Origin of the sequence: Edwardsiella piscicida, from assembly GCF_001896205.1 — a bacterium.
GTDB classification, from domain to species: Bacteria; Pseudomonadota; Gammaproteobacteria; order Enterobacterales; family Enterobacteriaceae; genus Edwardsiella; species Edwardsiella piscicida.
In genome coordinates this window covers 1,768,206-1,790,933 of the sequence record NZ_MPNU01000001.1, presented here as the reverse complement: position 1 = coordinate 1,790,933, position 22,728 = coordinate 1,768,206, and the positions used below count along the sequence as shown (strand labels likewise).

The 22,728-nt window shown below is 59.2% G+C and carries 22 protein-coding genes and 3 tRNA genes; 15 read left to right on the top strand and 10 right to left on the bottom strand.

Translation table 11 applies throughout. The features are described from left to right. Window positions 1-147 precede the first annotated feature (147 nt). The gene (locus BRD58_RS08245; RefSeq protein ID WP_015461408.1) at window positions 148-804 is read right to left on the bottom strand and encodes a transglycosylase SLT domain-containing protein; all 657 of its coding nucleotides are present in this window, start codon (window positions 802-804) and stop codon (window positions 148-150) included. 166 nt (window positions 805-970) lie between these two features. On the opposite strand from BRD58_RS08245, the gene ghoS reads away from it, so the two are divergent. Together ghoS and BRD58_RS08235 are read left to right on the top strand one after the other, a co-directional pair. Further along, the gene (ghoS, locus tag BRD58_RS08240; RefSeq protein WP_012848424.1) at window positions 971-1,300 is read left to right on the top strand and encodes a type V toxin-antitoxin system endoribonuclease antitoxin GhoS; all 330 of its coding nucleotides are present in this window, start codon (window positions 971-973) and stop codon (window positions 1,298-1,300) included. An 86-nt stretch (window positions 1,301-1,386) separates the two neighbouring features. Then, a complete protein-coding gene (locus tag BRD58_RS08235; protein ID WP_015461407.1) occupies window positions 1,387-2,259 on the top strand; it encodes a fructosamine kinase family protein in 873 nt (290 codons plus the stop codon). Window positions 2,260-2,300: 41 nt separating this feature from the next. Here BRD58_RS08235 and BRD58_RS08230 read toward each other — a convergent pair whose 3' ends face one another. Continuing rightward, window positions 2,301-2,846: a YniB family protein gene (locus tag BRD58_RS08230; protein WP_012848422.1), complete on the bottom strand. Its 546-nt coding sequence runs from the start codon at window positions 2,844-2,846 to the stop codon at window positions 2,301-2,303. Between the two features lie 189 nt (window positions 2,847-3,035). Here BRD58_RS08230 and hxpB point away from each other — a divergent pair, with 189 nt between their 5' ends. The 3 genes from hxpB (at window position 3,036) to BRD58_RS08215 (ending at window position 6,047) form a co-directional block, all read left to right on the top strand. Further along, on the top strand, window positions 3,036-3,695 hold the full coding sequence (gene hxpB, locus BRD58_RS08225; RefSeq protein WP_012848421.1) for a hexitol phosphatase HxpB: 660 nt from the start codon (window positions 3,036-3,038) through the stop codon (window positions 3,693-3,695). Between the two features lie 157 nt (window positions 3,696-3,852). Further along, window positions 3,853-4,398 (top strand): metal-dependent hydrolase, encoded by a 546-nt coding sequence (locus tag BRD58_RS08220; RefSeq protein WP_012848420.1) that lies wholly within the window; start codon window positions 3,853-3,855, stop codon window positions 4,396-4,398. A 257-nt stretch (window positions 4,399-4,655) separates the two neighbouring features. Beyond that, complete coding sequence (locus BRD58_RS08215) at window positions 4,656-6,047, top strand: L-cystine transporter (RefSeq protein ID WP_012848419.1); 1,392 nt, start codon at window positions 4,656-4,658, stop codon at window positions 6,045-6,047. A gap of 95 nt (window positions 6,048-6,142) precedes the next feature. Here BRD58_RS08215 and kdgR read toward each other — a convergent pair whose 3' ends face one another. Beyond that, on the bottom strand, window positions 6,143-6,931 hold the full coding sequence (gene kdgR / locus BRD58_RS08210) for a DNA-binding transcriptional regulator KdgR (RefSeq protein WP_012848418.1): 789 nt from the start codon (window positions 6,929-6,931) through the stop codon (window positions 6,143-6,145). Window positions 6,932-7,121: 190 nt separating this feature from the next. Between kdgR and BRD58_RS08205 the strand changes: the two genes are divergently transcribed. Next, window positions 7,122-8,501 carry an MFS transporter gene (locus BRD58_RS08205; protein WP_073382181.1) on the top strand — a complete coding sequence of 460 codons (1,380 nt, stop codon included), beginning with the start codon at window positions 7,122-7,124 and terminating at the stop codon, window positions 8,499-8,501. A 17-nt stretch (window positions 8,502-8,518) separates the two neighbouring features. Here BRD58_RS08205 and BRD58_RS08200 read toward each other — a convergent pair whose 3' ends face one another. Beyond that, a complete protein-coding gene (locus BRD58_RS08200) occupies window positions 8,519-9,154 on the bottom strand; it encodes a riboflavin synthase subunit alpha (RefSeq protein ID WP_073382177.1) in 636 nt (211 codons plus the stop codon). A gap of 260 nt (window positions 9,155-9,414) precedes the next feature. On the opposite strand from BRD58_RS08200, the gene BRD58_RS08195 reads away from it, so the two are divergent. The 4 genes from BRD58_RS08195 (at window position 9,415) to BRD58_RS08180 (ending at window position 11,229) form a co-directional block, all read left to right on the top strand. After that, window positions 9,415-10,788: an MATE family efflux transporter gene (locus BRD58_RS08195; RefSeq protein WP_012848415.1), complete on the top strand. Its 1,374-nt coding sequence runs from the start codon at window positions 9,415-9,417 to the stop codon at window positions 10,786-10,788. A 170-nt stretch (window positions 10,789-10,958) separates the two neighbouring features. After that, a tRNA-Val gene (locus BRD58_RS08190) sits at window positions 10,959-11,035 on the top strand. A gap of 20 nt (window positions 11,036-11,055) precedes the next feature. Next, window positions 11,056-11,132: transfer RNA gene (locus BRD58_RS08185), tRNA-Val, on the top strand. A 20-nt stretch (window positions 11,133-11,152) separates the two neighbouring features. Further along, a tRNA-Val gene (locus BRD58_RS08180) sits at window positions 11,153-11,229 on the top strand. Between the two features lie 124 nt (window positions 11,230-11,353). On the opposite strand, the gene BRD58_RS08175 is transcribed toward BRD58_RS08180, so the two are convergent. Then, window positions 11,354-11,731 carry a YgiW/YdeI family stress tolerance OB fold protein gene (locus BRD58_RS08175; protein WP_012848414.1) on the bottom strand — a complete coding sequence of 126 codons (378 nt, stop codon included), beginning with the start codon at window positions 11,729-11,731 and terminating at the stop codon, window positions 11,354-11,356. A 589-nt stretch (window positions 11,732-12,320) separates the two neighbouring features. Between BRD58_RS08175 and BRD58_RS08170 the strand changes: the two genes are divergently transcribed. Next, a complete protein-coding gene (locus BRD58_RS08170) occupies window positions 12,321-13,946 on the top strand; it encodes an EAL domain-containing protein (protein WP_069579638.1) in 1,626 nt (541 codons plus the stop codon). On the opposite strand, the gene BRD58_RS08165 is transcribed toward BRD58_RS08170, so the two are convergent. Beyond that, window positions 13,943-15,499, bottom strand: a complete 1,557-nt coding sequence (locus BRD58_RS08165; RefSeq protein ID WP_015461402.1) for a TerC family protein — start codon at window positions 15,497-15,499, stop codon at window positions 13,943-13,945. The genes BRD58_RS08170 and BRD58_RS08165 overlap by 4 nt on opposite strands. 635 nt (window positions 15,500-16,134) lie before the next feature. Here BRD58_RS08165 and manX point away from each other — a divergent pair. From manX to BRD58_RS08145, 4 genes are all read left to right on the top strand, one after another. After that, window positions 16,135-17,100 (top strand): PTS mannose transporter subunit IIAB, encoded by a 966-nt coding sequence (manX, locus tag BRD58_RS08160; RefSeq protein ID WP_012848410.1) that lies wholly within the window; start codon window positions 16,135-16,137, stop codon window positions 17,098-17,100. A gap of 56 nt (window positions 17,101-17,156) precedes the next feature. Continuing rightward, on the top strand, window positions 17,157-17,957 hold the full coding sequence (locus tag BRD58_RS08155) for a PTS mannose/fructose/sorbose transporter subunit IIC (RefSeq protein WP_012848409.1): 801 nt from the start codon (window positions 17,157-17,159) through the stop codon (window positions 17,955-17,957). A gap of 17 nt (window positions 17,958-17,974) precedes the next feature. Further along, complete coding sequence (locus tag BRD58_RS08150) at window positions 17,975-18,838, top strand: PTS mannose transporter subunit IID (protein ID WP_005285361.1); 864 nt, start codon at window positions 17,975-17,977, stop codon at window positions 18,836-18,838. A 66-nt stretch (window positions 18,839-18,904) separates the two neighbouring features. Next, entirely contained in the window at window positions 18,905-19,375 is a 471-nt protein-coding gene (locus BRD58_RS08145) for a DUF986 family protein (RefSeq protein WP_012848408.1), read from the top strand. Between the two features lie 35 nt (window positions 19,376-19,410). Here the strand turns inward: BRD58_RS08145 and rlmA are convergent, their stop codons facing one another. The 4 genes from rlmA to cysB form a co-directional block, all read right to left on the bottom strand. Then, the gene (gene rlmA, locus BRD58_RS08140) at window positions 19,411-20,214 is read right to left on the bottom strand and encodes a 23S rRNA (guanine(745)-N(1))-methyltransferase (RefSeq protein WP_073382173.1); all 804 of its coding nucleotides are present in this window, start codon (window positions 20,212-20,214) and stop codon (window positions 19,411-19,413) included. Between the two features lie 185 nt (window positions 20,215-20,399). Continuing rightward, complete coding sequence (gene cspE / locus BRD58_RS08135; protein WP_004094893.1) at window positions 20,400-20,609, bottom strand: transcription antiterminator/RNA stability regulator CspE; 210 nt, start codon at window positions 20,607-20,609, stop codon at window positions 20,400-20,402. A 41-nt stretch (window positions 20,610-20,650) separates the two neighbouring features. Further along, on the bottom strand, window positions 20,651-20,767 hold the full coding sequence (locus tag BRD58_RS08130; protein ID WP_071818514.1) for a DUF2627 domain-containing protein: 117 nt from the start codon (window positions 20,765-20,767) through the stop codon (window positions 20,651-20,653). A gap of 783 nt (window positions 20,768-21,550) precedes the next feature. Continuing rightward, window positions 21,551-22,525, bottom strand: coding sequence for an HTH-type transcriptional regulator CysB (cysB, locus tag BRD58_RS08125; RefSeq protein WP_012848406.1), 975 nt, complete (start codon window positions 22,523-22,525; stop codon window positions 21,551-21,553). Window positions 22,526-22,728: the final 203 nt, after the last annotated feature.

Below are 22,728 nucleotides of genomic sequence, written 5' to 3'. Positions count from 1 at the left end.
GCGTGAGAAGTCACAAAAAGCAGGTTTTATAGCATAAAAAACCACCACCCGAGGAAACCCAAACGGTTTCCTCGGGGGTTCAGGGGGGATGACTGTGGTTAACCTACTACCGAACCGGGGCTAACCACAGTCAGGACTGAGCCTGAATTAACGCGCCATTGCCAGATAGGCGGTATTGACTTTCCACAGATAGCGCGGCGCCTGAGCGGCCGGGTGGCGCTTCTGAATATATTGGTAAAACTGCTTTGGCGTCATACGGTTAATTTTAGCAATTGCCGTATCGCGATCGCGGGAGAAGGTCCGCAGCATCGCGCCGGCCCCGTTGGCATAGGCCACGATCATCGCATAACGCATGGTCTCGGGATTGGTGATCCCGGCCAGCTGCTGGTTTTTCAAAATATTCAGATAGGCGGTACCCAGGTCGATATTGACCGCCGGATCCTTCAGCTCGCGGGTGGTCGGCTGACCGTAGCGCCCTTTCTTGCGATAGGCGTCACGCCCGGCGGTCGAGGGTTTCAGCTGCATCAGACCGATCGCGTTGGAACTGCTCACCGCCCGGGGATCGCCGCCCGACTCCACCTGAATGATCGCCTTGATCAGGGTCTCATCCACATTGTAGGTATTGGCCGCGCTGCGGATATAGGTCGAGAACTCACCGTCATCCGCCAGATCCATATCGGCCGAATCGCGTAAAAACCCCCCGCTATGCTGATTAAGCGTTACCTTGGCTGGCGCCGGCGTATGCTGTTTGGCACATCCGGCCAGCAGCAGCACTGCCAACATACAACCGAGTCGAATCTTCACCGTTACGGCACCTCTACTTTTTTTGCGTAAAAATTGAATTGGGGAATGGTGCCAGAAAAAAAAGGGGCGTGGCTAGCTGATTTTTACGCTTTGTTGCTCCTTTCACCTTTTTGCACACATTTTTAGTCTATTCTTGAGGTGATTCGCAGATCCTCTGAGGTATGCCATGAGTCAATCCACTGTTGCCTGCTATATCGTCCGCTTTACGGCGCTGCCCAACGACGACGCGGCGCGCGCCGCGCTGCGGCACGCGTTGCAGCATGCCGGTTTCGCCACCACGGTGGCCGATGCCGACGGTATTCCCCATCGTCTCGCGACCGACTGCTATGCCCTGACCAGCGTGCAGGAAAAGTCAGACGTCGAACGTCTGGCGCAGGCGCTGGGACAGCAGGCGCTGGGGCAGATGCCCCAGGCGGAGGCACTGCTGTGCGATGAATACTTTACGGCGCTGCGTCAGGCCCGGGCGACGACCCGCGGTCACTGCCATAACGCCTGAACGCACCACACCGTCCGGTTATCCTGGCGCCGCGCCGCTCGCTAGCGCGGTCAATCGTCTCTCTGCTCACGTCGAGGGAGTAAACCATGTGGCAAGCCGTAAGCCGTCTGTTAACCAGCCATTTCAACCAAACCTTCACACTGCGTGAGCGTCAGGAGCTCCCCGGCGGGGCCGTGCACCGGGCCTGGCGGATCGGCGACGGAGAGCGCAGCGTGTTCGTCAAATGCGATACGCCCGACGTCCTGCACAGCTTTCAGGCCGAGGCCGACCAGCTGGCGCTGCTGGCGCGCAGCGGCACGGTGCAAACGCCGGCGGTCTACGGCGTCGGCAGTACCCGCGACGCCAGCTTTTTGCTGCTAGAGTATCTGCCGGTGCGCCCGCTCGATGCCCACCATGCCTACCTACTGGGACAGCAGCTGGCGCGCTTGCACCGCTGGAGCGAACAGCCACAGTTTGGCCTGGATACGGATAACCTGCTGGCGACATCGCCCCAGCCCAACGCCTGGCAGCGGCGCTGGGCCACCTTTTTTGCCGAGCAGCGCATCGGATGGCAGCTGCAGCTGGCGGCCGAGAAAGGGATCACCTTTGGCGATATCGATGAGATTGTCGAACGCGTGCGCCGTCGCCTGCAGGACCACCAGCCGCAGCCGTCGCTGCTGCACGGCGATCTGTGGCCGGACAACATGGGACTCAGCGCGAAGGGACCGGTGCTGTTTGACCCCGCCTGCTACTGGGGAGACCGCGAATGCGATCTGGCGATGCTGCCGCTCTCGCCACAGCTGCCGCCGCAGATTTACGATGGCTACCAGAGCGTCTGGCCGCTGCCCGCCGACTTTATCGCCCGCCAGCCGCTCTATCAGCTCTACCATCGGCTGAATCAGTGCAACCTGTACGGCGGATCGCACCTAGCGCAGACTGAAAAAGCGATCGAGGCACTGGGACACGAGACGCCGGCATAGCATCCCACCGACGCGCCCGGTCAACGCCGGGCGCGATCGGGCTATACCATCCCCAGCAGATGCAGCGCCAGATAGCCGAGCGCCAGAACAATCAGCGGCAGCAGGTAGAGCGGAAAGATCTGCAGCAGAATGGTATGACGCGGGATCACGATGCGCTGCTCCAGCTGGGCGCGGGTCTGCCCCGTCTCCCCTTTGGCCCGTTCGAGGATCAGGTGATCCTCCAGCCCCTCGCGGATATGGCGAACCTGGCGCCCCATGCGCGCGCCGGAGGTGCACAGCGCCATACCGACAAAAATCATCCAGTAAATCACTAAAAACAGCAGATTGGCGCCGCTCAGCCCCGCGTCCCAGCGCGGCAACGGCGAGTGCTGCCAGAAAAAATCCAAAAACGTCGTATTAAAACGCACCATGTCGATCATGACATGCATAAAATCCAACATTACCGCATTGATACCCTGCTGCTTTTCACTGTGCTGGTACAGAAAGCCCAGCAGCGAAATCAGCGTCGACAGCAACGCGGGAATGAACACTATCCAGCCCAAAACACGCTTGGCGACCGCCACCCAGCCGGCCTGTTGATAGGTCATAAACTCCCCTTAACACTCTGCGAATTCTCAATAAACGTGCGCAGTCTACGTGCCCGCGTCCGGCGACGCAATCCATCCCCTGCGCGATATGGACATTACCATTCCCGCCACATCATCTGCTTAAACAAAAGCATAGTGAATGATACAGTAACCGTCCTGACTTTCTGTCTGTCACCGCAAGGAGCCCTCATGAGTACCGGACGTATTACCAGCGCCATTTTCGACATGGATGGACTATTGATCGATTCAGAACCGCTGTGGCTGCGCGGTGAGCTGGAGGTGTTCAGTCAGCTAGGGCTGAACGTACATGACGATGTACCGGAAACCCTGGGGCTGCGCATCGACCAGGTCGTGCGGATATGGTATCTGCGCCAGCCTTGGCAAGGTCCCAGCCAGCAGGTGGTCTGCCAGCGCATTCTCGATCGGGTGCTGGAGCTGGTGCGGGAGACCCGTCCGCTGCTGCCGGGCGTCGTCAGCGCGCTGCAGCTGTGTCGCGCTCAGGATCTGCGCATCGGGTTAGCCTCGGCCTCCCCCCTCGCAATGCTGCGGGAGGTGCTCTCCATGTTCCAGCTGGAGGCGTACTTCGACCATCTGACCTCGGCCGAACACCTGCCGTACAGTAAGCCGCATCCCGAGGTCTACCTGCGCGCGGCGCAGGCGCTGGGCAGCGATCCGCTGGACTGCGTGACCCTAGAGGACTCCTTTAATGGCATGATCGCCACCAAGGCTGCGCGCATGCGCTCCATCGTCGTCCCCGCCGCCGCCTGTTTTGACGATCCGCGCTGGGCGCTCGCCGACGTGAAGCTGGCCTCGCTGACCCAGCTGACAGGGCGCGATCTGCAGCCCTAACCCCCCGCGCGGCACGGGGCCGTACAGAACCGCACAGAAAGGCCCCGTTTCTGTATATTTATACAGCAAACGCGCGAGGGTGACGCTGTCACCTATTGCAGAATTGTCTGACTGATATAATCTGGATAAATCCACAGTATTCAGATTAGGCACTATCATGACGGCGGAAGGCCACCTTCTCTTTTCTGTCGCCTGCATTATCATGGCGAAAAAGGCCGAGCTGACGCCGGTACTGGCGCACGGCGACTGGTGGCATATGATCCCAGGCGCCCTGCTGACCAGCCTGCTACCGGACATCGACCATCCCCGCTCACTGCTCGGCCAGCGTCTGCGCTGGATTTCCGCGCCGATAGCCCGAGCGTTCGGGCACCGGGGATTCACCCACAGCCTGCTGGCCGTCGCCGGCGCGCTTTACCTGCTCAACAATGAATGGCCCAGCGACGCCTGGGGGATCCCGGCTGACGCCCTGCAGGCCATGATCATCGGCTATCTCAGCCACCTGCTGGCCGACATGCTCACCCCGGCCGGCGTGCCGCTGCTGTGGCCGATCCGCTGGCGATTTCGCCTGCCGCTGCTGGTCACCCGCCAGGGCAACCAGCTCGAACGGGTGCTGTGTCTGGCGCTGGTGGGGTTCTCTCTCTACTGGCAAGGCAGCCTGATGCCGCTGATGGAATGGCTGCGCCATCACTCCACCTATTGGTAACGCCAGCCGCCCCGACGTAAACCGCAGCACGCGCACCGTCACACTGCGCGCGGCGCGCTGCAGAATATTCCGAAAATATTGTTATATTTAATTCCATTTGATTCTAAATCAGGACGTCAGAGTCCTGATATTCTGTCGCGCATAATGGCGGCATCGCAGGTTGTCGCCCATAACAATGACCATCACGGGTCAGCCCTTTACCGCTGGCGCGCCACGGCGCCGGGGGAGGATGCCCCGAGACTGAAGAGGATTTTGGGATGAATCTACCGCTTATTGGCAACGTTATTGCGTTTGTCGCCCTGCTACTGCTGCTGGCTCGCTCGCGCCACACTCGCTGGAGTCTGTCGAAAAAGGTCTTGGTGGGGTTGGTTATCGGGGTACTGTTCGGCCTGGCGCTGCAGCTGATCTATGGCGCCGACAGCCCGGTGCTGAAACACTCGATCGCGTGGTTCAATATCGTCGGTAACGGCTATGTTCAACTGCTGCAAATGATCGTGATGCCGCTGGTTTTCGTCTCGATCCTCAGCGCCGTGGTGAAGCTCCACAATGCCGCGTCGCTGGGCAAGATCAGCCTGCTGGCCATCGGTACCCTGCTGTTGACGACCCTGATCGCCGCGCTGGTTGGCGTTGGCGTGACCGACCTGTTCGGCCTGACCGCCGACGGACTGGTTCAAGGGGGCCAGGAGAGTGCCCGACTGCAGGTGATCCAGGGCAGCTATGCCGGTAAGGTCGCCGATCTAACGGTGCCGCAGCTGATCCTCTCCTTTATTCCGAAAAACCCCTTTGCGGAGCTGACCGGCGCCAATCCCACCTCGATCATCAGCGTGGTGATCTTTGCCGCCATTCTCGGCTGTGCGGCGCTGCAGCTGCTCAAAGACGACGCCGAACGGGGCCCGCGGGTCGTACAGGGCATCGATACCCTGCAGGCGCTGGTGATGAAGCTGGTGCGTCAGGTGATGAAGCTAACGCCTTACGGGGTGCTGGCGCTGATGACCAAAGTCGTCGCCAGCTCTAACCTGCAGGATATCATTAAGCTGGGCGGCTTTGTCGTCGCCTCCTACCTGGGGCTGGCGATCATGTTCGCGGTCCACGCGCTGATCCTCTCGCTGGTCGGGATTAACCCGCTGCGCTTTTTCCGCAAGGTGTGGCCGGTACTGACCTTTGCCTTTACCAGCCGCTCCAGCGCCGCCAGTATTCCGCTCAACGTCGAGGCGCAGACGCGCCGCATCGGCATTCCCGACGCCATCGCCAGCTTCTCCGCCTCGTTCGGCGCCACTATTGGCCAGAACGGCTGCGCCGGGCTCTACCCCGCCATGTTGGCGGTGATGGTCGCCCCCACCGTCGGGATCAACCCATTTGACCCGATCTGGATCGCCACGCTGGTCGGGGTGGTTACCATCAGCTCTGCCGGGGTCGCCGGCGTGGGCGGAGGTGCGACTTTTGCCGCGCTGATCGTTCTGCCGGCGATGGGGCTGCCGGTCACGCTGGTTGCGCTGCTGATCTCCGTTGAACCGCTGATCGATATGGGGCGAACCGCCCTCAACGTCAACGGCGCCATGACCGCCGGCGCCGTTACCAGCCAGCTGCTACGCCAGACCAACCGCCGGATCTTTGACGCGCCGGAGGAGGCCGACCTCTCCCGCCACTGACCCCCATCCCACCCGTGACCATACGACAGCGGGGGCCATCGGCCCCCGCGCTTTCGATGCTCCGCTGACGCGCGGGGCGCCGGATGTCGGCGCGATCAGAACGGATAGTCGTGACAGCCCATCTGTTCCGAGATCCGCCGCGCTGCGCTGTGCAGCATCGCCACGTACTCCTGTTTCGCCGCCTCTGAAAAGCGCAGCGTCGGGAACGAAATGCTTAACCCCGCCACGACCACGCCAAAGCGATCGAATACCGGCACGGCGATGCAGCGTAGTCCCTCCTCCTGCTCTTCGTTGTCTTCGCCATAGCCCTGGGCGCGTACCTGCTCCAGCGCCTGCATCAGCTGCGCGGCGTCGGCGATGGTACGCGGGGTGCTGCGGGTAAATTCAATCTGGCTGACCAGCGCCTCGACCTCGGCGCGATCGCGCCAGGCCAGCAGCACCTTGCCGATGGCGGTGCTGTGCAGCGGATTGCGACGTCCGATGCGGGAATACATGCGCAGGTTGTACATCGAGTCAATCTTGTGGATATACACGATGCCGTCTTCGTCCAGCGCCCCCAGGTGGATAGTCTCTTTCGTCAGACGCGACAGCTCACGCATTTCAATGTCTGCCAGGCGGATCAGATCCACGTTTTGTAGCGCGTGGGCCCCCAGCTCGAACAGCTTCAGCGTCAGGGTATACTTTTCAGTCCCGCTGTCCTGCGCCACATAGCCCAGCGACTTCATGGTCTGCAGAAAACGGTAGACGGTGCTCTTGGACATCAGCACGCGCTGGGAGAGCTCAGTGATACCGATTTCGCGCTCCTCGCTCAGCGCCTGCAGAATGCCAAAAACTTTAAGGACAGAGGAAACGGCGTCGGGCTGTTTATCTATTTCTGTTGTCATGGAGTCGGGTTACCCTTATCAAAAAAACGAACCTCTGTTTCAGTATAGTAGGAACACTCCCCGAATAACAGTCGGATACGTCGCTGCAACCGCGTGACAATCAAGGCGATGCAAAGATTGCCAGCGCGTACTTTTGCGCGCACAGTGAGATCCATCATAAAAACCGACTGTATCCACGGAAACGCTCGCTATGACTCCAAGCCTCAGTGACGGGCTGCCGCTGCGTCAGCGCTACAGCGCCATGCTGGCCATCGCGCTGGGTATCGCCATTGCCGTGCTGGATGGCGCTATCGCTAACGTCGCGCTGCCGAGCATCGCCCGCGATCTGCACGCCAGCGCGGCGGATGCCATCTGGATCGTCAACGCGTACCAGCTTGCAGTGACAGTGTCACTCCTTTCGCTGGCGGCCCTGGGCGAACGCATTGGCTATCGGCGCATCTTTCTCAGCGGCTGCCTGCTGTTCAGTCTGACCTCACTGACCTGCGCCCTCTCCGACTCCCTGCTGACCCTGACCCTCTCCCGGGTGCTGCAGGGGTTTGCCGCCGCCGCGCTGATGAGCGTCAATACCGCCCTGATACGCCTGATCTATCCCCAGCATCAGCTGGGACGCGGCATGGGATTAAACGCACTGGTGGTCGCCGTCTCCTCCGCCGCCGGCCCGACGATCGCCGCCGCCGTGCTGGCCCTGGGCGACTGGCCGTGGCTGTTTGCCATCAATATCCCCTTCGGCCTGGCTGCCTGGCTGATTGGCCGACGCACGCTGCCACGCAATCCGCCTGCCGCGGCTCGCCCTCCCTTCGATCGCCAGAGCGCCCTGCTCAACGCCCTGACCTTCGGCCTGCTGCTCTCCCTGATCAGCGGGCTGGCGCAGCATCAGTCTCCCGCGCTGCTGTGGCTGGAGCTGGCCGCCCTGCTGTGCAGCGCGACGCTGCTGATCCGGCGCGAACGTCGCCAGCCGCAGCCGCTGCTGCCGATCGATCTGATGCGCATTCCCATTTTTGCCCTCTCCATCGCCACCTCCATCTGCTCCTTCTGCGCGCAAATGCTGGCGCTGGTCTCACTGCCGTTCTTTCTACAGCGTACGCTGGGGTATGGCGAGGTGGCGACCGGCCTGCTGCTGACGCCCTGGCCGCTGGCCACCATGGTGATGGCCCCCCTCGCGGGACGCCTGGTTGAGCGATTCAATGCGGGTCTGCTGGGCTGCATGGGTATGGCGCTCACCGGCGTGGGTCTGCTGGCGCTAGCGCTGCTGCCGGCCCAGCCGGACAGTGCGGCAATTATCTGGCGTATGGCGCTGTGCGGCGCCGGCTTTGGCCTGTTTCAATCACCAAACAACCACACCATGATCGCCGCGGCGCCGCGTCAGCGCAGCGGGGGCGCCAGCGGCATGCTGGGCACCGCCCGCCTGTTTGGCCAAACCTTGGGTGCCGCGCTGGTCGCGCTGATGTTTAACTGGCTGGGGGATGACGGGGGAACCCACGGCGCCCTGCTGCTGGGCGCCGCCTGCGCCGCGCTGGCCGCGGTTGTCAGCATGATGCGCACCCGCGGGCTCGCCCACGCAGAGCGCTAAGCGCTAGCCCGCAAACATTAGGCTGGCTGCGCGCCGTCAACGGCGGCGCGGCCGGCCAACACCCGCTCAACGGTATCGACGACCGCCTGCGTCTGCGGATCGATCTCGATGTTCACCCAATCGCCCAGGCGCTTCTCTCCCAGCGTGGTGCGCTGCAGGGTCTCCGGGATCAGGTGTACGCAGAAGCGGTTCTTGCTCACCTCACCCAGGGTCAAGCTGATGCCGTCGATGCCGATAAACCCCTTATGCAGCACATATTTCATCATCTCGCTATCGCTGATACGGAACCAAATCTGGCGATTGTGCTCTGAGCTGAGGATTTTGACGATCTCCGCCATACCCATCACATGACCGGACATCAAATGGCCGCCGATCTCATCATTAAACTTGGCCGCCCGCTCCAGGTTGACCCGATCGCCCACCCGCAGGCTTCCCAGATTCGTCACCCGCAGCGTCTCTTTCATCAGGTCGAAACTGACCCGATCGCCTTCAATCCCGGTGACGGTCAGGCACACGCCGTTATTGGCCACCGAGGCGCCCAGCGCCAATCCCGGCAGCATCTCCGGCGGCAGCTGTACTACGTGGGTACGGAAATTGGGTTTTTCATCGATCGCCACCACCGGCGCGGTGCCCTGAACAATACCGGTAAACATAATGCCTTCCTCTATGAGATATTCGGTTAGGATTACTGTCTATGAGTTTGCCCTAAATCACTCGTAAACCAAAGTATTACGCTATAAAACCCCCTTATACGCGCACCTGGCTCAACATTCTACCTGTGCATATTTCCATATCGCGAACAAGTCGGTAGAATCACCCGTTCGTCCCCCTTACTCGTAAGCGACCCACCATGGTGTGCCGTGGGGATAGGCGCATCCCTATTTTGTGTCACAAAAACCATAAAGGTGTATCCGTGCAGAAGTATTGGCGCGAAGCGCGTAGTTTATTGGCGTTGGCTATTCCCGTTATCATTGCCCAGATTGCCCAAACGGCAATGGGCTTTGTCGATACCATCATGGCCGGGAGCGTCAGCGCTACCGATATGGCCGCGGTGGCCGTCGGCACCTCTATCTGGCTGCCGACCATCCTATTTGGCCACGGCCTGCTGCTGGCCCTGACGCCGGTCATCGCCCAGCTCAACGGCGCAGGTAAACGGCCCAGCATCCCCCACCAGGTCAATCAGGGCTTCTGGCTGGTGGCCGGGCTTTCCGTGCTGATCATCGCCGTCCTGTATAATGCCGGACACATCATCAACATGATGGATAATATCGATCCGCTGCTGGCCGACAAGGCTATCGGCTATCTGCACGCGATTATGTGGGGAGCGCCGGGGTATCTCTGTTTCCAGGTGCTGCGCGGGCTGTGTGAAGGGCTGAGCAAGACCAAGCCGGGGATGGTCATCGGCTTTGCCGGCCTCCTGATCAACATTCCGATCAACTACATTTTTATCTACGGTAAATTCGGCGCCCCGGCGCTGGGCGGCGTCGGCTGCGGCGTCGCTACCGCCAGCGTCTACTGGATCATGTATCTGCTGATGCGCAGCTACGTCGCCCGGGCGCCATCGCTGAAGGATGTCCGTCGCCCCCGCGCGTTTGAGGCGGCCGACTGGGCCACGCTCCGTCGTCTGATCGCTATCGGGATGCCGATCGCCCTGGCGCTGTTTTTCGAGGTCACCCTGTTCGCCGTGGTCGCCCTGCTGGTCTCTCCGCTGGGGATCGTGGCGGTCGCCGGGCATCAGATCGCGCTGAACTTCAGCTCGCTGATGTTTGTGCTGCCCATGTCGCTGGGCGTCGCGGCCACCATCCGCGTCGGCTATCGCCTGGGGCAAGGCTCGACGGAGAGCGCCCGCGTCTCGGCGCGCACCGCGATCGCGGTGGGAATGGCGATGGCCGCCTGCACCGCCATTTTTACCATCGTCCTGCGCAAGCCTATCGCCCTGCTGTATAACGACGATGTACAGGTGCTCGCCATGGCGACCCACCTGATGCTGCTGGCGGCGCTGTACCAAATCTCTGACTCCGTGCAGGTGATCGGCAGCGGCGTGCTGCGTGGCTATAAGGATACCCGCTCGATCTTCTTCATTACCTTTGTCGCCTACTGGCTACTGGGGCTGCCGATCGGGTATCTGCTGGCGCTGACCAACCGGATCACCCCGGCCATGGGGCCGAGCGGCTTCTGGATCGGCTTTATCATCGGTCTGACCTCCGCGGCCATCATGATGGCGCTGCGCATCCGCTGGCTACAGCGCCAGCCGGAAAGCTGGATCCTACAGCGCGCCGCACGCTAAGCGCGGAAAATACCCGCTGGAGCGGCGCTGCGGCGCCGCTTTTTTCACCGCGCTGCGCACTCTGCCAGCAATCGTGTGAATTTCTAGGAAAAAAGTGATAATCCCCCCTTGCCAGCTCGGCCATGTGCCGCTAATATTCGTCCCCGTCGTCAGCCACGACGACACCGGATGCGTCCGTAGCTCAGTTGGTTAGAGCACCACCTTGACATGGTGGGGGTCGGTAGTTCGAGTCTACTCGGACGCACCATTTCAAAGTATGCGCCTAATGCGTCCGTAGCTCAGTTGGTTAGAGCACCACCTTGACATGGTGGGGGTCGGTAGTTCGAGTCTACTCGGACGCACCATTTCACAGCATACGCCCAGTGCGTCCGTAGCTCAGTTGGTTAGAGCACCACCTTGACATGGTGGGGGTCGGTAGTTCGAGTCTACTCGGACGCACCATTCTCTCTTTCGCATCCTCTCCCCAGCGTTTTAACCCTAACCCTAACCGTCAGCGTTATTCGCCGCCGCACTCGCGCGGGATCGTCATCCTATGACCGGGACGCGCCCGGCCATGCATAGCGCCTCAGTCGAGACGAATCGCAACGGTATACAGCTTCACCCCGTCAAACTCTTTGACGATGCGCCCCTGCACGCTGACCCGCTGCTGCGGCGTCACCACCCGGCCGGCCCAGGCGCTGGAGGGAACGATCAGCGTCATTGCGCCGCTGTCGTCGCGGAAGCGGTAGTCCTCGCCTCCCAGCGCCTGAACAATGTGCCCGCGCAGCTGCACCATCTGCCCCTCATCGATCACCGTCGACTTCTGCACCTGGCTGACCGTCATGACATTCTGCTGATGCGGGCCATCGAAACCACCGCCCAACGAGGTCTGCGGTGGGGTACTGCAGGCGGCCAAACCCGCCACCGACAGCGCCAGGATCGCCGCCTTTACTGCGTTATTCATATCACCACTCCTTATCCACTCGGTATGCGGTCCGCCGCAGCCCTGCTGCGCCTGTGTGGACCTAATTTATATCTATTTGTTTATCCAGATTATTATATCAAAGTATCCTATCGTTTCACCTTAGGCAACCGCCCCGCGGATGGCACAGCAAAAAATCCCGGCGCACATCGGCGTTCCGGTTATTCTGAAACGCCCAAATAACGCCTTTGCGTACGCGGCAGCGACGCAAGCGCGTAAAAACAACGCCTATCGGCACGACAGCGGCGCGATCCGCTGTCAACACCAAATGTAATAATTGAGTTTTATCCTAATTATACGTCATTGGATAGCGCCGTTATTGCTGGCAGACGGTAAATATAGATACCATGAGAGTGGTCGGACAACATTGCTTAGTCGACTGAGTTATTCTCTTATGAATTATTGGGATACGCGATAATATCTGGCCGTTATGGCGAGCCTGCTTATCGCGCTGCTGTTGCGGAGCGCCGCCCGTCTGCCGTTGGCCCGAGCCACGCCAACCCGCAGCGTGCCGCCGCCCGTTAACCGTAGTCGATTACCCGCGGATACAGCACAGCTTAAGGGCGCCCTGATGCTTTTTTCACATATCACGATGAAACGCTATCGTTTGTATCGTGCCCTATTGGCTATCACCATCGGCGCACTCGTCTGTATTATTTCCCTCGCCAGCCGCTATCAACAGGAGCTGACAACGGTACAACAGATGCAGCGCAACGCCGCCACGATTGCCATTACGCAGTTGGAAAGGATCCTGTCCCGCGCCGAGACCGTCAGTAAAAATAATATCGGCTGGGTAAATCAGCGCTGCGAAGAAATCAGTCCGCACCTGACCAATATGGCGATACACCTGGAGACGATTCGCGCCGTACTGCTGGTAAAGGATGGCATCGTGACCTGCTCCAATCTGATCAATCAGCCGATCAAATCCCTGCGGGCCATTTACCCCGAAATGCTATCGGCCAAAGATACGTTGGTCCTGCGGGCGGCGCGCTTGCTTAACCGCGGCAGCCCGATCCTGCTGTTCTGGCGACCGGATCAGGCCAATCCCACCAGCGGCATGGTGTATATTTTTAATATTGCCACCCTCTCCGCCTTTATCCTGGCGCCGCGTCCGCCCTATGTCGACTACATGGCCCTGAATGTGGCTGGCCACACGCTGCGCTTCAACGATATGCGGGTACGGGCGCCGACCGACGCCGCGGAGGCCGAGACGCCGCCGCGCCTGGAGCTACGCTCCAGCCGCTACCCGTTCTCGATTTCACTGTTCTCCCCCGCCGCGCGCGATCTGGCGCTGCAGCGCCTGCCGCGCCATATTCCGTTGGCGCTGCTGCTATTCCTGCTGGCGTCGATCCTCACCTACCTGGCATCGGCCAATCGCATGAGTCTGGCCTATCCGATCGCCCAGGCGATCCGCCGCCGTCAGTTTACGCTGTACTGTCAGCCGATCATCCACACGGAAAGCGGCCGCTGCGAAGGCGTGGAGATCCTGCTGCGCTGGTATAATCCGCGTCATGGCTGGACCTCGCCGGAGATCTTCATTCCTCTGGCCGAACAGAATGGGCTGATCGTTCCGCTGACTCGCTACCTGCTGGAAGCGCTGGCGGCGCAGCGCCACCATTTCCCGCACGATCGCGATTTTTACTTCAGTATTAACGTTGCGGCAGAGCATTTCGCCCAGGGCAAGCTGGCCCTGGATATCCAGAATCTGTGGCTACGCCACCGACCTCAACAGCGCCTGATGCTGGAGCTGACGGAGCGCACGCGCCTGCCCAGCCAGGACTATCCACAGCTGCATATCCTGCGTGAAATGGGGCTATCGCTGGCGCTGGATGACTTTGGCACCGGCCACAGTTCGCTGAGCTACCTGCAGGATCTGCAGCCTGAGATGCTGAAAATCGATCGCGCCTTTTGCGCGACCATCGGCAGCGACGCGATTAATGCCCGGGTCTTGGACCTGATGATCGATCTGGCGCGCCAGCTACGGCTACGCCTGGTCATGGAGGGCGTCGAACAGACGCAGCAGGCCGACTATCTGCGCCAGCGGCAGGTTTACGCCATGCAGGGCTATCTCTTCGCCCGGCCGATGCCGCTGCGGGATTTCCCCGGCTGGCACGCCCACTACCAGCGGCAGTGCGGCGACTCGACGCCAGCGGCGCAAAGCGCGGGGGAGTTCTCCCGCGCCCCGGCACAAACTTAGGCGGACGGATCCGGCGCACGGCCGACGCGCTCTACCTGAACCCGTTCGATGCGGTACTCTTCGACCTCTGCGACGGTAAAGCGCAGGCCGTTCAGCGTCAGCGCCGCGCCCACCGCCGGCATCCGGTCAAAGTGCGCCAGCAGCAGTCCGGCCAGCGAGGCATACTGCGTGCCGCTGCCCAGCACCAGCCCGTGAACGTCCAGCGTCTGCTCTAGGGTGTGCAGATCGGTGCTGCCTTTGACCAGCCACCCCTGCTCATTGTCCACGATATCCGGCGTCTCGTCCTCATCCGGAAACTCGCCGGCGATGGCCTCCAGCACATCCAGCGGCGTAACCAGCCCCTGAACGACGCCAAACTCATCGCTGACCATCACCAGCCGGCCTTTCGCCTGACGCAGCACATCCAGTACGTTGATCACGTCCAGGCTTTCGAGTACGACGATCGGCGTGTGCTGAGCCGCGAACTCGGCCAGCGGCGTATTCTGCTTCAGCGCCATCAGCAGATCTTTCGCCCGTACCACGCCCAGCAGCTGATCCAGCGATCCCTCGCACACCGGGAATAGGCTGTGCGGCGTCTCCATCAGCTGACGGCGGATCTCATCCGCCGGCTGGCGACAGTCGATCCACGAGATTTCATTACGCGGCGTCATGATCGTGCGCAGCGAGCGCGAGGCCAGGGTGAGCACCCCGCTGATCATATAGCGCTCCTCGGCGGCAAAGGCACCCGCCGCGCCCGGCACTAGCGCCGCATCCGTCTGCGCCGCCGCACCTTCGCCGCGACCGCCGCCCATCAGACGCATAATGGCCTCGGCGGTACGCTGACGCATCGGCCGGCGCTGCTCATGGCGCAGATAGTTGCGCCGGGCTATCTGGTTGAACATTTCAATCAGGATCGAGAAGCCGATCGCCGCATACAGATACCCTTTGGGAATATGCAGACCAAAGCCTTCGGCCATCAGCCCCAGACCGATCATCAGCAGAAAGCTCAGACACAGCACCACCACGGTGGGGTGGGCGTTCACGAAACGCGTCAGCCTCTTCGAGGCCAGCAGCATGATCGCCATCGCGATCACCACCGCCAGCATCATCACCGCCAAGTGCTCTACCATCCCAACCGCCGTGATCACCGCATCCAGTGAGAACACGGCGTCGAGAATGACGATCTGCGCCACCACCGACCAAAAGCTGGCATAGCCTTTATGGCTGACCTCATGCACCCGCCCTTCCAGACGTTCATGCAGCTCCATGGTGGCCTTAAACAGCAGGAACAGCCCCCCCAGCAGCAGGATCAGATCGCGCCCAGAGAAGGTAAACATGGCGATACTGAACAGCGGACGAGTCAGCGTCACCATCCATGAGATCAGCGACAGCAGCGCCAGGCGCATGATCAGCGCTAAACTGAGCCCGATCAGCCGAGCCCGGTCGCGCTGCTGCGGCGGCACCTTTTCAGCCAGAATGGCGACAAACACCAGGTTATCGATGCCCAGGACAATTTCCAGCACCACCAGCGTCAGCAGGCCGGCCCAGATAGCGGGATCCAGTAACAGTTCCATCATGGGTTATTCTGCCCTCGTCAACGCAGCGGCGCGCGGGCCGGACGACCATCGACAGCCGCGCAGGCGCAAAGCGGGCCAAGGCATACGCCGCGGCACCCCTGCGGGAGTGGCAGTACCTGGGCTACGCCCAGCGTGGAAAGGTAAAGGGAAAGAAAGCGGGATGGTAAAACGGCGTCGGTGACGATCCATAGGTCAGGTTGAACCCAATACTCCTCATATTAATCAGGCTGCCTACTGTAGCAAGAAATCCACAGAATAACCAAGGGGAAGCCTGGCAACATTCCTCTTTCATCTCGCGGCAAAATCGTAAAATCAAATGTACAAAAAAGCGCCATCGCGGCTACATTTGTTCACGTCATGTACCAATTAACGATGGGCGTCACATAAAAATTTTTTTTACTGACTAAAATAAATCCTGCTGAAACCGATTGCAGGCGATACCTGAATCGATTCATAAAACTAAGTGATTGATTTGGAATGGCTGAATCTTACGTCCGTAAGATCAAAGAAATTTCAGCGGGCAGTGACTCGACATGGATGTTTCGTTAAACAGTTCGTATCTTTAATTGCATACGGTACGCCGTGTTTATTTTACGGCGTGAAAGTATCAAGGAAAGCAGAGGAGGTAGCGAGTGAGTATTGCTATTATGATCGGTACTCACGGGGCCGCGGCGGAGCAGTTGCTAAAAACCGCCGAGATGTTGTTAGGCGAACAAAGTAACGTTGGCTTTATCGACTTCGTGCCCGGTGAGAATGCCGAGACCCTGATCGAAAAATACAGTCAGAAACTGGCGCAGATGGAGACCGGCGAAGGGGTACTCTTCCTGGTGGACACCTGGGGCGGCAGCCCGTTCAACGCGGCCAGCCGGATCGTATTGGACAAAGAGCACTATGACGTAATCACCGGCGTCAACGTACCGATGCTGGTTGAAACCTTCATGGCCCGCGACGATAACCCTACGTTTGATGAGCTGGTCGCCGTGGCTCTGGAAACGGGGCGTGAGGGCGTACGCGCACTGCGTGCCAAAGAAGAGGCCCCCGCGGCCAGCGCCCCGAAAGTGGCCGCGCCGGTACAGGCTAAACCTGCCGCGCCGCTGAACCCGGAGGATCACATGAAGATCGGCTTAGCGCGTATTGACGATCGTCTGATCCACGGCCAGGTTGCCACCCGCTGGACCAAGGAAACCGGCGTCTCCCGCATCATCGTCGTCAGTGATGAGGTCGCCAACGACCACGTTCGCTCTACCCTGCTTAAGCAGGTGGCGCCGCCGGGCGTGACCGCCCACGTCGTCGATGTCGCTAAGATGATCCGCGTCTACAATAACCCGAAATACGCCAACGATCGCGTGATGCTGCTGTTTACCAACCCGACCGACGTCGAGCGTCTGGTAGAAAACGGCGTCAAGATCACCACGGTGAACATCGGTGGTATGGCATTCCGCCAGGGGAAAACCCAGGTCAACAATGCCGTCTCCGTCGATGAAACGGATATCGAAGCCTTCAAAAAGTTGGATGCCCGCGGCATTGAGCTGGAGGTGCGTAAGGTGTCCAACGATCCGCGTCTGAAGATGATGGACCTTATCAGTAAAATGAACTGATATGCCGTAAGGCATTGATTTAACTAACTCGGCTCTTTGGTCAAAGGAGAAGTACAATGGAGATTACCACTCTTCAGATTGTGCTGATATTTATCGTGGCATGTATTGCGGGGATGGGTTCTATCCTCGATGAGTTTCAGTTCCACCGCCCGCTGGTCGCCTGTACCCTGATCGGTATCGTGCTCGGCGATATGAAGACCGGCATCATCATCGGGGGTACCCTGGAGATGATCGCCCTGGGCTGGATGAACATCGGTGCCGCCGTTGCACCCGATGCCGCCCTGGCCTCCATCATCTCGACCATCCTGGTCATCGCCGGTGGACAGAGCATCGGCGCCGGTATCGCGCTGGCGATCCCGCTGGCCGCCGCCGGTCAGGTGCTGACCATCATCGTACGTACCATCACCGTGGGCTTCCAGCACGCGGCTGACGGTGCCGCCGAGCGAGGGGATCTGCGCGCCATCTCTTACCTGCACTGTTCCGCCCTGCTGCTGCAGGCAATGCGTATCGCCATCCCGGCCGTGATCGTTGCCGTCTCCGTCGGTACCGATGCCGTTCACTCCATGCTGAGTGCCATTCCGGAGGTCGTCACCACCGGTCTGGGTATCGCAGGCGGGATGATCGTCGTCGTCGGTTACGCCATGGTCATCAACATGATGCGCGCTGGCTACCTGATGCCGTTCTTCTACCTGGGTTTTGTCACCGCCGCGTTCACCAACTTCAACCTGGTTGCACTGGGTGTGTTGGGTCTGGTCATGGCCATCCTGTATATCCAGCTCAGCCCGAAATACAACAAGGCGCAGGTGGTACAGTCCGCTGCCAACGGCAATAACGATCTCGACAACGAACTGGACTAAGAGAGAAGGTGAGAAAAATGGTTGATACGACTTCATCTGTAACCCCGTCTCAGGGTGAGAAGAGGCTGACCGCTGGCGATATCCGCGGTGTATTCCTGCGCTCTAACCTTTTCCAGGGTTCATGGAACTTCGAACGTATGCAGGCGCTGGGCTTCTGTTTCTCCATGGTGCCGGTAATCCGTCGCCTGTACCCGGAGAACAGCGAAGAGCGCCGCCAGGCGATCCGTCGCCACCTGGAGTTCTTTAACACCCAGCCGTTCGTCGCGGCGCCGGTCCTCGGCGTCACCATGGCGATGGAAGAAGAGCGCGCCAACGGCGCACCGATCGACGATGCCGCGATCAACGGTATCAAGGTCGGTCTGATGGGGCCGCTGGCCGGCGTCGGTGACCCGATCTTCTGGGGTACCGTCCGTCCGGTCTTCGCCGCCCTCGGCGCCGGTATCGCTATGACCGGTAGCCTGCTTGGCCCGATCCTGTTCTTCGTGCTGTTTAACCTGGTGCGTCTGCTGGTACGTTACTACGGCGTCGCCTACGGCTATAAGAAAGGGGTCGATATCGTTTCCGATATGGGCGGTGGCTTCCTGCAGAAACTGACGGAAGGGGCGTCTATCCTCGGCCTGTTTGTCATGGGGGCCTTGGTCAACAAGTGGACCCACGTCAACATTCCGCTGGTGGTCTCCAAGGTGACCAACCAAGAGGGCCACACCACCGTCACCACGGTACAGAACATTCTGGACCAGCTGATGCCGGGCCTGGTGCCGCTGCTGCTGACCTTTGGCTGTATGTGGCTGCTGCGCCGTAAGGTGAACGCCCTGTGGATCATCGTGGGCTTCTTCTTTATCGGCATCTTCGGTTACTGGATCGGCCTGCTCGGTCAGTAATCTTCCCCAGCACCGGACGGCCCAGGCCGTCCGGTGCCGTTTTACCCCCAGCCTGCGGAGTTGTTCATGTCTTTAACCGATATCGCCCTGTTGGTCTTTATCGTGCTGTTTCTGCTGTACGCTATCTATGACGAAGCCATTATGCCGCGCCAGCGCGGTGCGACCCTGCTGCGGGTGAACCTGAAGCGGCGCAATAAGGCCGATAGCCTGATCTTTGTCGGACTGCTGGCGATCTTGGCCTACCGCAACATCAGCGATCAGGGCGAGCCCTTTACCACTTGGCTACTGGCTAGCCTGATAATCGTCTCGATCTATATTTTCTATCTACGCTGGCCCAAGCTGCTGTTTAAAGCGCAGGGATTCTATTATGGCAACGTGTTTATCGACTATGCGCGCATCCGCAGCATGAACCTGTCGGAAGACGGCATTCTGGTGATCGCGTTAGAAAAACGGCGCCTACTGATCCAGGTGGCCAACCTGGACTCGCTGGACGAGATCTTTAAGTTTATGCTGGAGCACCAGCAGAAGTCCGCCTAGGGGCGTAGCTCCCAGGCCCCCTCTCTACCGCCGCCTCAGTCGCGGCGATAGACCCGGATCAAGAAGTCAGTCTCACACTCAAACGTCGTGCGCGCCTGCAGCGCCTCTGCAACCCCCTGCGGCGCCCGCCAGGCAAAGGGCGTCATCTGCAGCAGCGCGGCCGCCTCGTCCCCGTTCAGCGTCATGGCATAGCCCAGACGCTGGCTCTCGACCAGGGTAAAGCCCGGCAGCGACTCCACCTTCTGGGCATGCAGATGCACCTCGGGGTAGACCAACGCTTTCAGCTGATACAAATGACGCTCCGCCGGCGTCACGGTCACCAGACAGCCCCCCGTCGCCACCACTCGCGCCAGCTCCTGCGCATTGCACGGCGCGTAGATACGTACCGCACCGCCGATGCTGGCATCGGCGAACGGCAGGCGCAGACTGGACGCCACGCAGAAGTGAACCTGCGGATAGCGCCGCGCCGCATAGCGAATGGCCACCTTGGCGATGTCCAACCCATACACCTGCGTCCCCCGCACGCTGGCCCAGCTGGCGGTGTAATATCCCTCGCCACAGCCGATGTCCAAAACGTTACCGCCGTCAGCGGGTAAATAGCGCGCCAGAAGGCCCTGTACGGCGTCGCGCAGCGGCAGGTAATGGTCCGCCTGCAAAAAGGCCCGACGGGCCTGCATCATCTCACTGCTGTCGCCTGGCTGACGCGAGTGTTTAAACTGCACCGGCATCAGGTTGACATACCCCTCTTTCGCGCAGTCAAAGCGATGGTTGTTAACGCAGCACCACTGGTGCGCATCTTGGCGCAGCGGTGAGTGGCACAGGGGACATTGGTACGGCATGGCGTTTACTCTTATCTTGGAGGAATCGCGCCGCCGTCGATGGAGACGGGCGCAACACAGGACGGGTATTATCGGGGGCGACGGCGCCAGGCGCAAGGCACTCGCGCTGGACATAGGCGCCCAGGCTGGCTACGGACGTAAAAAAACCCGCCGGTGGCGGGTTTTTAACCACTAACGCAGCTAACTTAGATAGCAGTTACGTTAACAGCAGACGGGCCTTTCTGGCCATCCTGGATTTCGAACTCTACGTGCTGACCTTCAGCCAGAGTTTTAAAACCGTTGCCCTGGATTGCAGAGAAGTGAACGAACACGTCCTTGCTGCCGTCAGCCGGGGTGATGAAACCGAAACCCTTCGCTTCGTTGAACCACTTCACTTGACCTTTGATCTTAGCCATCTTACGTATTTCCTTACTATTGATTAAACCGCCCGAGGGCGTTACACAGACAAACTAGAGTCGTTACTGCTTGAGGCACTAAGATAAGGTTCGGCAGAGAAGTAGTAAGCAACGCAAACGTTTTTACTCGGAACTTCTTTACTGAAAATGCCACACATAGACAGAACTGTACCTCGCTTTACTCCAATGCGTTATCACATACTCTCAATTCAATGGCAAGCCATTTTTATTCAGTGAACGACATGTCGCACAGAAATAAAACGGTCGGCGGAAAACTGGTCATGTTTATGCTGAAATAAGTTGCCATGCGTAGCGTTTTCTGCTGCCACAGCGACGTTCATTTTTCCAGCACTCACCCGTTGGTTTTCCTTGACTCTCATGTCCTCCTTTTTACGCTATTCTAACGCATTCGTCATCCTCTTATCCGCGAAAAAAGTGAAATAATAAGTTTAAAATGCGATGTATTATACATTTTGAGCCGATTCCATCCTTACTTTAGGCCGACTACGCCATATTATTCATACTACAAATTGTTTTTTTAGCACTTTTCAAAAAAAGTGCCAAATAGATAGCTCAGCCCCATAGCCTCTTGCCATCTCGTGATCTCACTCACAGCACCTATTGGTAATATCTTGATTAGAATGAATATATTTTTACTAGATAATTATTTATATAATTATTTGGAAAAATGCTAATTTGTAGCAAGCTGGTGCCGACGCCGGCGATGCACCGAGCGTGAAAAGGGAGAGGATCTCTGCGTACCGCTGTTTATATGACCTATCTGATACCAGCGCAGCTTATATCACCTATCGCATCCCGATAAATGTTCAGCGTTAACGGACAAGGTCGCAGAGGAAAGGCAGCGGAATAAAAAAATACCCGACGACGTAAAACAGCTCGACGTCCGCAGCAAAGGCGGCGACAGACGTCGAATTTGCCGATTATTTTACCGGTAGCGCGATATCCTGAAACATCGCCTCTATTTCCTCATTACTGCGCAATGCCAGCGCGGCATCAACCACCTCCCGCGTCAGATGAGGCGCAAAGCGAGCAATAAAATCGTACATATAGCTGCGCAGGAAAGTGCTGCGGCGAAAACCGATCTTTGTGGTGCTGTAGCCAAACAGATGGCTGGCGTCCAGCGCGACCAGATCACCATCGATCTGCGGGTCAAGGGCCATTCCAGCGATCACCCCTACCCCCAGCCCCAGCCGCACATAGGTCTTGATCACATCCGCATCCGTTGCGGTAAAGACGATACGCGGCGTCAGCCCCGCCTGACTGAAGGCGCTGTCCAGCGCGGAGCGCCCGGTGAAGCCAAAGGTGTAGGTCACCAAGGGGTACTCCGCCAGCTCTTCAATACTGACCTGATCGCGCCCGGCCAGCGGATGATCCGGCGTAACCACCAGCGCTCGATTCCAGTGATAGCAAGGCAGCATCACCAGATCGGCATACAGGTGCAGCGCCTCCGTCGCGATGGCGAAATCGGCGTTCCCCTTGCAAACGGCCTCGGCAATTTGACTCGGCGACCCCTGATGCATGTGCAGCGATACCCGCGGATAGCGCTTGATAAAATCCTGGATCACCGCAGGAAGGGCATAGCGAGCCTGCGTGTGGGTCGTCGCGACATACAGCGACCCCTGATCGGGGTAGGTATGCTCACCGGCTACGGCCTTGATGGCATCGACTTTGGACAGCACCTCGCGAGCAATCCGAATGATCTCCTGTCCCGCCGGCGTCACCTGCGTGAGGTGCTTGCCGCTGCGCGAAAAGATCTGAACCCCCAGTTCATCCTCCAGCATGCGCACCTGCTTGCTGATACCGGGCTGTGAGGTGTAAAGCCCCTCCGCGGTAGAGGAAACGTTAAGGTTGTGGTTAACAACTTCAACAATATAACGAAGCTGCTGCAATTTCATAGCCTGTGCCATCCTAAGTTATCATTGGTTATTGCGACGCATGGCATGCAAATAACATTAAAAACCGGAAAACGGATTTAATATAACCACTATATCATTATGTTACTGAACGTATAAACAGATAACAAAGCAATAGCACTTGTTATTGCTTGGCACGGTGAACCCTATAAAAATGCCGGCCCAAAGGCCGGCATAGAAGCATC

Coding starts and splice junctions, on each gene's coding strand:
- BRD58_RS08230 (WP_012848422.1), bottom strand. CDS start 2,846: ATGACCTATCAACAGGCCGGCTGGGTGGCGGTCGCCAAGCGTGTTTTG.
- BRD58_RS08175 (WP_012848414.1), bottom strand. CDS start 11,731: ATGAATAACGCAGTAAAGGCGGCGATCCTGGCGCTGTCGGTGGCGGGT.
- BRD58_RS08205 (WP_073382181.1), top strand. CDS start 7,122: ATGACTCCAAGCCTCAGTGACGGGCTGCCGCTGCGTCAGCGCTACAGC.
- BRD58_RS08220 (WP_012848420.1), top strand. CDS start 3,853: ATGACGGCGGAAGGCCACCTTCTCTTTTCTGTCGCCTGCATTATCATG.
- BRD58_RS08170 (WP_069579638.1), top strand. CDS start 12,321: ATGCTTTTTTCACATATCACGATGAAACGCTATCGTTTGTATCGTGCC.
- BRD58_RS08215 (WP_012848419.1), top strand. CDS start 4,656: ATGAATCTACCGCTTATTGGCAACGTTATTGCGTTTGTCGCCCTGCTA.
- cspE (WP_004094893.1), bottom strand. CDS start 20,609: ATGGCTAAGATCAAAGGTCAAGTGAAGTGGTTCAACGAAGCGAAGGGT.
- BRD58_RS08145 (WP_012848408.1), top strand. CDS start 18,905: ATGTCTTTAACCGATATCGCCCTGTTGGTCTTTATCGTGCTGTTTCTG.
- rlmA (WP_073382173.1), bottom strand. CDS start 20,214: ATGCCGTACCAATGTCCCCTGTGCCACTCACCGCTGCGCCAAGATGCG.
- cysB (WP_012848406.1), bottom strand. CDS start 22,525: ATGAAATTGCAGCAGCTTCGTTATATTGTTGAAGTTGTTAACCACAAC.
- ghoS (WP_012848424.1), top strand. CDS start 971: ATGAGTCAATCCACTGTTGCCTGCTATATCGTCCGCTTTACGGCGCTG.
- BRD58_RS08150 (WP_005285361.1), top strand. CDS start 17,975: ATGGTTGATACGACTTCATCTGTAACCCCGTCTCAGGGTGAGAAGAGG.
- hxpB (WP_012848421.1), top strand. CDS start 3,036: ATGAGTACCGGACGTATTACCAGCGCCATTTTCGACATGGATGGACTA.
- BRD58_RS08130 (WP_071818514.1), bottom strand. CDS start 20,767: ATGTGTGGCATTTTCAGTAAAGAAGTTCCGAGTAAAAACGTTTGCGTT.
- BRD58_RS08155 (WP_012848409.1), top strand. CDS start 17,157: ATGGAGATTACCACTCTTCAGATTGTGCTGATATTTATCGTGGCATGT.
- BRD58_RS08235 (WP_015461407.1), top strand. CDS start 1,387: ATGTGGCAAGCCGTAAGCCGTCTGTTAACCAGCCATTTCAACCAAACC.
- BRD58_RS08165 (WP_015461402.1), bottom strand. CDS start 15,499: ATGGAACTGTTACTGGATCCCGCTATCTGGGCCGGCCTGCTGACGCTG.
- BRD58_RS08200 (WP_073382177.1), bottom strand. CDS start 9,154: ATGTTTACCGGTATTGTTCAGGGCACCGCGCCGGTGGTGGCGATCGAT.
- kdgR (WP_012848418.1), bottom strand. CDS start 6,931: ATGACAACAGAAATAGATAAACAGCCCGACGCCGTTTCCTCTGTCCTT.